The sequence below is a fragment of the Nostoc sp. CHAB 5715 genome (assembly GCF_020829685.1).
Taxonomy (GTDB): Bacteria; Cyanobacteriota; Cyanobacteriia; order Cyanobacteriales; family Nostocaceae; genus Nostoc.
Genome location: NZ_JAIVFR010000196.1, coordinates 1 through 9219, shown reverse-complemented (window position 1 = coordinate 9219; position 9219 = coordinate 1). Strand labels below are relative to the sequence as shown.

At 40.8% G+C, this 9219-nt stretch carries 4 protein-coding genes and 1 pseudogene; 4 read left to right on the top strand and 1 reads right to left on the bottom strand.

The features are described from left to right. Positions 1-215: 215 nt before the first annotated feature. Positions 216-464, bottom strand: a complete 249-nt coding sequence (locus LC574_RS13010; protein ID WP_229453909.1) for a helix-turn-helix domain-containing protein — start codon at positions 462-464, stop codon at positions 216-218. A 610-nt stretch (positions 465-1074) separates the two neighbouring features. Here LC574_RS13010 and LC574_RS13005 point away from each other — a divergent pair. From LC574_RS13005 to LC574_RS12990, 4 genes and pseudogenes are all read left to right on the top strand, one after another. Then, complete coding sequence (locus tag LC574_RS13005) at positions 1075-2112, top strand: NADP(H)-dependent aldo-keto reductase (RefSeq protein ID WP_229453908.1); 1038 nt, start codon at positions 1075-1077, stop codon at positions 2110-2112. A gap of 294 nt (positions 2113-2406) precedes the next feature. After that, positions 2407-4398 (top strand): amylo-alpha-1,6-glucosidase, encoded by a 1992-nt coding sequence (locus LC574_RS13000; protein ID WP_229453907.1) that lies wholly within the window; start codon positions 2407-2409, stop codon positions 4396-4398. Between the two features lie 167 nt (positions 4399-4565). After that, a pseudogene (locus LC574_RS12995) lies at positions 4566-7358 on the top strand (glucosidase). 893 nt (positions 7359-8251) lie between these two features. Continuing rightward, complete coding sequence (locus LC574_RS12990; RefSeq protein WP_229453906.1) at positions 8252-9067, top strand: peptidoglycan-binding protein; 816 nt, start codon at positions 8252-8254, stop codon at positions 9065-9067. Positions 9068-9219: the final 152 nt, after the last annotated feature.

Genomic DNA, 9219 nt, shown 5'->3' with positions numbered 1-9219 from the left:
AACTGGAGTTCTTGAAATCTATTAATTGTGAAGATGTACAGGGCTATTTATTCTACCGCCCACTTTCTGCCCAGAAAGCAACTGAAATCCTCGAAAGTAAACGACTAACGCTCTAGTACCGCAAGGCAAAAGTCACGCATTCACGCATTCAAAAAGCTTAAATTAACACACATCTTTGAGTATGTACGGTATCGTACACAGAAGCTTAAAAAAAATTATTTTCGTCGTTTATTGGGCAATAAGTCCAATAAACAACCGAATTCGTCTTCCATAATCTGATAACATTCGCAAGAGATTTTTTTTAAAGCCTCTCGATTCAGGATCTTAATCTGACCACGGTGGTAGGCGATTATTCCAGCTTGGCTCAGGGTGCTAGCTGCTTCGGTGACACCAGCGCTATTTACACCCAGCATCTGTGAGATAAATTCTTGGGTGAGCGGAAATTCCTTTGATTCCAGACACATCCTACGCCTTCAATCACATTGCTATAGACATGAGTATCCTTGGAAGCGATCGCAGCAAGAAATTCCTGGTTATGCAAGTCCTTACAACCCTAAAACTTTGTCATTGCTATCAGCTGTTGTAAACTCTCCCAGGTAGATTTGGTATATTTTGATTTCCGTGAATACAAGCTACTTAGAGCTATGTATATTAATATGAACATTTATTAAGGCTTAGTTGTAGAAGAATCTTAAAATTTTTTGATATACTACGGTCAGTCTAATAACTTACTGTAGTATAAACTCAGGCTAAAACAGTCTATTTCACAAATACTCAATAAAAGCAAGTATTTTCTACTACAATTTTATAATTTTTCTTACTCCAAACTAGCTTACTTATCTGGTTCATCTATGCAATAATAAACAACTGTACCCATTAGATACGGTTTGTCTATCGATTTTTAGTAGTATTTACCAATCAATATTTGTATTTGCTGAAAAATTTATATTGGCTAAGTGCCGAATCCAGTGTTGTTTGAAGGTAATTTACTTAAAAATAATAGCGCCCTTGACAAAATGCAAAATCTCCAACAAAAATATCACTGTTCAATCGAGTGAATAACAACGCAGAAATATGAAGTATAACCAACTTGGCAAGAGTGACTTAAAAGTTTCCGAAATTTGTCTGGGCACCATGACCTATGGACAGCAAAATACCATTGAAGAAGCCCACGAGCAGCTAGATTATTCTATTGCCCAAGGAGTCAACTTTATTGATGCGGCTGAGATGTACCCTGTCCCACCAAGTGGCGAAACTTATGGATTAACTGAAACTTACATTGGGGAATGGTTAAAGCGTCAACAAAGAGATCAACTTATTATAGCTACTAAAATTGCTGGCCCTGGTCGAGGCTTTAAATGGGTACGTGGTGGAGCCAAAGCAATTGACCGTGATAATATCAAACAAGCTGTAGATGATAGTCTGAAAAGATTACAGACAGACTATATTGATCTGTACCAAATCCACTGGCCCGATCGCTACGTGCCACGATTTGGGCAAACGGTATTCGATCCGACTCAGGTGAAAGAAACGGTTCCCATCCCTGAACAGCTAGCAGTTTTTGCCGATGTAATTAAGGCAGGGAAAATTCGCTATATCGGTTTGAGTAACGAAACACCTTGGGGAGTTGCCCAGTTTAGTAACGCTGCTAAACAATTAGGATTGCCCAAAGTTGTTTCGATTCAAAATGCTTACAACTTGCTGAATCGAGTATTTGACGGAGCCTTAGCAGAAGCAGTTTATCACGAAGAAATTGGGTTGCTAGCTTATAGTCCTTTAGCTTTTGGCTTCTTGACTGGTAAATACCTAAATGGCAAACCAGAGAAAACAAGAGTCACTTTGTTTGAAAATTTTGGTCAACGCTACTTAAAACCAAAAGTAAGTCAAGCAGTAGCAGCTTATGTGGAAATTGCCAAACGCCATCAACTTAGTCCAGTGCATCTAGCTTTGGCATTTGTGCGGAGTCGTTGGTTTGTGCCTAGCACAATTATTGGTGCTACGACACTCGAACAACTCAAAGAGAATTTAGAAAGTGTAAATGTAGTTCTCGACAAAGACATTTTGGAAGAGTTAGATATAGTTCATGCTCAGTCTCCAAACCCAGCACCATAAGTAGAAAAACAGCTTTCAAGGGTAGGTTTTTTGGAATCTCAAAAATAGTTGAGAAAATTATCAAGTATTTAACGTAGTTTGGTCGTTTCAGGATTTAAGCATCGGCTGAAATGGTCAAAAAATGACCAAATACAAAATACCTACCTTTGTAAGGTGGGGAGTGGGGAGTGGGGAGTGGGGAATCAGGCTTTTCGAGTTATACCGAGTCTTTTCAAAAATCAAATAGGAGTACTATAAAAGTTATTGATGTGGAAACTAGAATTTAGAATATTGGTGACATAATTAGGTATATTTATGAGCATCAGCTTTGGACGTGAAATTTGTGGAAATCTTGATGCAGCAGAGTCGCGTGAGTGGTTAGTAACCAATGGTAGCGGCAGCTATGCTTCAGGTACAGTAGCAGGTTTATCAACACGGGGTTATCACGGTTTACTTGTGGCTGCACTGCAACCACCGTTGCAGCGAACTTTACTACTAGCAAAGCTAGATGAAACAGCAGAGTATGAAGGCAACTCTTATCCCCTGTTTGCCAATCGTTGGTCAAATGGCACAGTTGCTCCTCAAGGTTATCGCCATATCGAAAGTTTTTATTTAGAAGGAACAGTACCCGTATGGAGCTTTGCTTGTGGAGGTGCGTTATTAGAGAAACGCATCTGGATGCAGCCTGGATCTGATACTACATATATTCATTACTACTTGCGACGAGCAAAGCGATCGCTTAAGTTATCAATCAAAGCATTTGTTAATCACCGCGATTATCACAGCAGAACCCATGCTCAAGAATGGCCTGCCAAGGATTGGCGAATGAGTGTAAAAACAATTGAGCATGGAGTCGGTGTGAGAGTGTTTCCGCAAGCGCAACCTTTGTACTTGTTGACAGATAGCGGTAATGCCTCACTTAAGAACGAGTGGTACTATGGATTTGAACTCGCAGCCGAAAAGGAACGCGGACTAAACGATATAGACGATCATCTTCACCCAGCAACTTTTGTAGCCACACTGGAGCCTGGAAGCTCATTTACTTTTGTCGCTAGTACGCAGCAAAATCCTAATTTAAACGGTGCAGTAGCCTTAGACTTACGTCATCAGTACGAGCAAAAGCTGATAGCAGACTGGCAAGCTAAACGATCGCCACAAGCGCCTCCACCTCCTGATTGGGTGCAGCAACTTGTACTCGCTGCCGATCAGTTTATTGTTGACCGACAAGGTGGGAAAACCATTATCGCCGGTTACCACTGGTTTACTGATTGGGGACGCGATACCATGATTAGTCTACCCGGTTTGACGCTTGCCACTAATCGTCCCGAAATTGCAGAGTCCATTCTTCGCACCTTTGGCCAATATATCAATAAAGGAATGTTGCCCAATCGTTTTCCTGACGATAATAAGCCACCCACAGAAGAGTACTACAATACAGTTGATGCAACACTGTGGTATTTTGAAGCCATCCGCCTTTACCTTGTTACGACTGGTGATGACAAGCTATTAGCAGATTTATTTCCCAAACTCGCAGAGATTATCGAATTTCACCGTCAAGGAACACGCTACAATATCCACCTCGATCCCAACGATGGGTTGCTTTATGCAGGGCAAAAAGGAGTGCAGCTGACCTGGATGGATGCTAAAGTCGGTGATTGGGTGGTTACTCCTCGCATTGGCAAGCCTATAGAAGTGAATGCCCTTTGGTATAACGCTTTGCGAACAATGTCCCAGTTCGCCCAAAAGTTAGGAAAACCTGAGAAAGACTATGATGCAATGGCTGATGCTACGCAAAAAGGTTTTAGTCGTTTCTGGAATGATGCCAAGGGATATTGTTTTGATGTTTTAGACGGCCCAAATGGTAACGATGCCTCTTTGCGACCAAATCAAATCTTCGCCGTATCCTTGCCAGAAAGTCCGCTCACTCCTGAACAACAACGGCAAGTAGTAGAAGCGTGCGAGCGATCGCTTCTAACTTCTCACGGATTACGCAGTCTTGCACCTGATGATCCGCAGTATATCGGTCATTACGGTGGAGATCAACGTCATCGTGACGCCGCCTATCACCAAGGAACAGTTTGGGAATGGTTAATTGGTTCATTTGTCTTAGCTCACTTACGTGTGTTCAACAACCCATCCGTTGCTCGGCAATTTCTAGAACCGATGCAACATCACCTCTATACTGCTGGAGTTGGAACTATCAGTGAAATATCTAATGGTGATCCACCAATGGAACCTAAAGGTTGTATTGCTCAAGCTTGGTCAGTTGGAGAAGTACTCCGTGCTTGGCTAGCTACAGAGAAATAAGCAGGGGGGGCAGGGGGAGCAGGGGAAGAAATTTTATCAAGTTGTTATCATTCCTCGATTCAGCAACGCCACGAATAATATTTAGGTTCGTTTGAAAGTTAATAGCTAATGAATGCTATTAATTATTGCAAATTAATCATTACAAACATCATAAAAGGAAACGAAAAATGACAGATATTCTAGAGACAGCAGAAGGAAAAAGATTGCTAGAAGACCGCGATCGCAGCCAAAAGAAATATTGGAAGCGGTGGGGTTCTTATTTGAGCGATCGTCAGTGGGGAACAGTAAGAGAAGATTACAGTGCTAATGGCACTGCCTGGGATTACTTTTCTCACGATCAAGCTCGTTCCCGCACCTATCGTTGGGGCGAAGATGGAATTGCTGGGATTAGCGATAATTAACAACGAATTTGTTTTGCGATCGCTCTTTGGAATGAAAAAGACCCGATTCTGAAAGAAAGGCTATTTGGTTTAACCAACAGTGAGGGCAATCACGGGGAAGATGTCAAAGAATATTATTTTTATCTTGACAACACTCCCACGCATTCCTACATGAAATATCTTTACAAATATCCGCAAAAAGCTTTCCCTTACAGCCAGTTAATTGAGGAAAACAGACATCGAAAAGCAACCAATCCCGCAGCTTTAGAATATGAACTAATAGATACAGGGATTTTTGATGATAATCGTTACTTTGATGTTTTTGTAGAGTACGCTAAAAATACTCCAGAAGATATTCACATCAAAATTAGTGTTACTAACCGAGGAGCAGAAACCGCCAAACTGCATCTTTTACCAACTATTTGGCTTCGCAATACTTGGTCTTGGGGGTATGAAAATCAAACAAAAGAATTTAAATACCTGCAAGCTATCAAAACTGACTCGAACCTAAGCGTCATAGAAGCTGTTTATCAAGATAATGATGAAGTTAAAAATTTACGCAAAGGATGGCTTTATAGCGAAGCTGCTAAAGAACTTCTGTTTACAGAAAACGAAACAAACAAGAAACGATTTGGATGGGGTGAGAATTCCGGCCCCGTCAAAGATAGCATAAATGATTACATTGTTTCTTTCGGAAATGAAAAAACAGTAAATTCTACTCAAAAAGGGACAAAAGCCGCAGTTCATTACAACTTGACAATTAATCCAGGAGAAACCAAAGTAGTTAGACTGCGGTTGAGCGATCAAAATTTAAATTCTCCTTTTGGTAATGATTTTGAAACTATACTTCAAACTCGCCAGCGCGAAGCCGATGAATTTTATCAAGCTGTTTGTCCTTCTGATATTTCCGAGGATATGCGAAATGTGCAAAGACAAAGCTTTGCTGGTATGTTGTGGAGCAAACAATATTATCACTATGTAGTTTATGATTGGCTCAATGGCGACCCCACTCCACCAAAGCCACCAGAACAACGTAAATGGGGCAGAAACCGTCAGTGGGATCATTTATTTAATGAAGATATTATTTCCATGCCAGACGCATGGGAATATCCTTGGTTTGCTGCTTGGGATTTAGCTTTTCATACCGTTACCTTGGCACTAATCGATCCAGAATTTGCCAAAAGGCAATTGTATATATTTACGCGCGAATGGTATATGCACCCCAACGGTCAAATACCAGCTTATGAGTGGGCATTTGGTGATGTAAATCCACCCGTTCATGCTTGGGCTGCATGGCGTGTTTACAACATAGAAAAGGAAATGTATGGCACTGCTGACAGAAAGTTTTTGGAAGAAATCTTTCAAAAGTTATCTATTTATTTTACTTGGTGGGTGAATCGTAAGGATGTTGAAGGCAACAACCTTTTTCAAGGTGGATTTTTAGGATTAGACAATATTGGGGTTTTGGATAGAAGCAATATTCAAATTCCTAATGCAATAATAGAGCAGTCTGATGGTACTAGCTGGATGGCAATGTACTGTCTAAATTTGCTAAAAATAGCCACAGAACTTGCCAAAGAAGATCCTAGTAGCGAGTCTAGTACTAAGTCTAGTAGCAAGTATAGAAGCGAGTATGAAGATATGGCTTCTAAATTTTTCCAACATTTCCTATTAATTGCTGATGCAATGAATAAAGTCGGTGGTACAGGCGTAGATATATGGGATAAAGAAGATAAGTTTTACTATGATATTCTTAAAGCTCCTCCAGGTGTAGTTGAGGGTGCGAACAGGGAAGGTGTACTGTTAATGAAAGTGCGGTCAATGGTCGGGTTAATTCCACTTTTTGCTGTAGAAACAATTGAACAAGATATTGTCGAGCAATATTTATCTTCAGATTTCAAAAAGCGGGTTAATTGGTTTATTAAAAATCGCCCTCAACTTACTCAACACGAGAATGTTTCTGTCCTCCCCAATCAAAATGGACTTTATTATTTGTCGCTGGTAAATAAAGAGCGACTCAAATTGATTTTGGAGCGTGTGCTGAATGAAGCAGAATTTTTGAGCGATTATGGTATCCGAGCTTTGTCAAAATGTCATAAGGATGATCCTTATGTCTTACGGGCAAATGGACAAGAGTATCGAGTGGAATACGAACCAGCAGAATCAAAATATGGAATGTTTGGTGGAAATTCTAATTGGCGCGGGCCTATTTGGTTTCCTGTGAATTATCTTCTCATTGAATCTTTGTTGAAGTTTCATGATTTTTGGGGAGATCAAATCAAAGTTATGTGCTCTACTTCTTCTGGTGAAAAGAAAGAGATGAATCTGAAAGAAGTGGCAAATGAATTAAGCCAAAGGCTGATCAAAATTTTCCTGAAAAACCCAACATCTGGTAAGCGGCCTGTTTATGGCAGCTCAGAAAAGTTTCAAACTGACCCGCATTGGCGTGATTTAATTCTGTTCTATGAATATTTTCATGGCGATATTGGTGCAGGTATTGGTGCTAGCCATCAAACAGGTTGGACGGGTTTAGTCGCTGAATTGATTCAAAGATCAGGGAAAAACTTTCATATAACGTGAGTTCTGGATAAGGGGGCAAAACAGGTAGGCTGAAAGTGCTAAATTCTCATCCATCTGCTTGCCATTTGTTCACTAGACCTCTTGCATAAATCAAAAATAAGAACCCCACCCCCAACCCCTCCCGAAGAGTAGGGAGGGGTTGGCGATCGTGTCTGTAGTCTGACTGATTAACTATGGTTGCAATGATATCATATCCGGTTGATTACTTATTAAACCCGAATCACCCCAAAGAGCCAAAGCTGCGCTTTCTCTCCCCTCCCCAAGGCATCGGGGAGGGGATTAAGGGGAGCCAGTGCGGTCTTCTCCCAAGGGGAGAGGCTAGCGCCAAGGGGTCTCCCCAAGTGGAGCATCTGGCGTGTGGGGTGCAATGACTATCGAATCATAACGAATTACCCGGACATGATATGAAACAACAGCCCACAACACTGCAAGAAGTAATGCAAAATCATCTTAGTCGGATCTGGATTCGCACACAGAAACTAAATGATCGCTACATTGCAATTGCTTGAACCATTCAAAATACCCGCCGATGCCCGCGATCGCTAAGTTACTGATTACTACTTTTCACAAAGCGCATGAGCGAATGCCGACTGATGGTATCGAAGGATGTCGGGTGTAGTAAGTAATTGTACAGAAAAATTTACACATGAGTTCTTGACTGGATAAGGATTTCAAGTCAAAATTTATGTAATTAATTTTGTCTTACATAGGCTTGGATGTATAGCCTCCTGCTGCTGTCTTTTGGCATCCCGGTAAGTCTGATGAGCTATACCCCTATGCCCCGTCTTTTTGCAATTTTAGCTGGATTTCTGGAAAAGACATGATGCCAGATGTAGAAAACTTCAGATATTACTTGAAGCTAAAAAAGCTCAACAGGGAGCGAAAATAGAATTATGGTATTAGTTAAAGAAATAACAGCAGGTAGTACAATCGCAGTTCGTGGATTAGATTTGCAGTTGTTTTGGCAATTAAATCAATTAGTTCCTAATTCATTAGTCAGTATTTCCGACTTAAATATTAACAGAGGTGAAGGACTTTTCCCTTACTGCCAGCTTCCAGCACGGAATGCCTTAAAAGCAGCATTGAGAGTTTACGCACAACCTTTGACTATTAATAGTGCATATCGTTCTGTCATTGCCCAAGCAATGCTTTATAGCCAAAAGCAGAGGGGATTAATTAATAATCTGGTAGGATATCCAGGAAAATCAGACCATCAAAAGGGTGCGTCTTTAGACATAGAAGAGTGGGCAGATGTGAAATCTCTAATGACCAGTCATGGATGGAAATGGACTTATGGCGACAAAGATCCAATGCACTTTGATTGCACATCTGATGAAATCAGAGATATCCGCCCCAATTCAATCAAAGCTTTCCAAAAGCTGTGGAACAAGGCAAATCCAAATAAACAGATTGCTGAAGATGGGGATTTAGGGGACAAAACCTTAGATTGTATTTATAATTCTCCTGCTGAAGGATTCTCAAACGTGGGGTATCCGAGAGTTTTAAAGCTGACAAGCCCATTACAACAAGGAAAAGATGTAGGCGAAATGCAATTAGCTCTTAGAAAAGCTAATATTCAATTACAACAAGCCAATCAGGTATTTGACCAAGCGACAGAACAAGCTGTAAAGGCTTTTCAACAGTCAAAAGGGTTGTCCCCCGATGGTGTAGTAGGCGAACAAACCAGGAGCCTTTTACAGTTAAATTAGTAGTCTGTCAATAAAGAATTGAGGCTTGACATAGATTTAGGCGATCGCTTTGAGCCTGGGAAACTAAACCAAACGAAAAATCCTGATTTTTTCGTCGGTTCTCAACCTTGGTTGTGATCAAGAGTAATAACGAATCGCACTTTGTTGCAGCG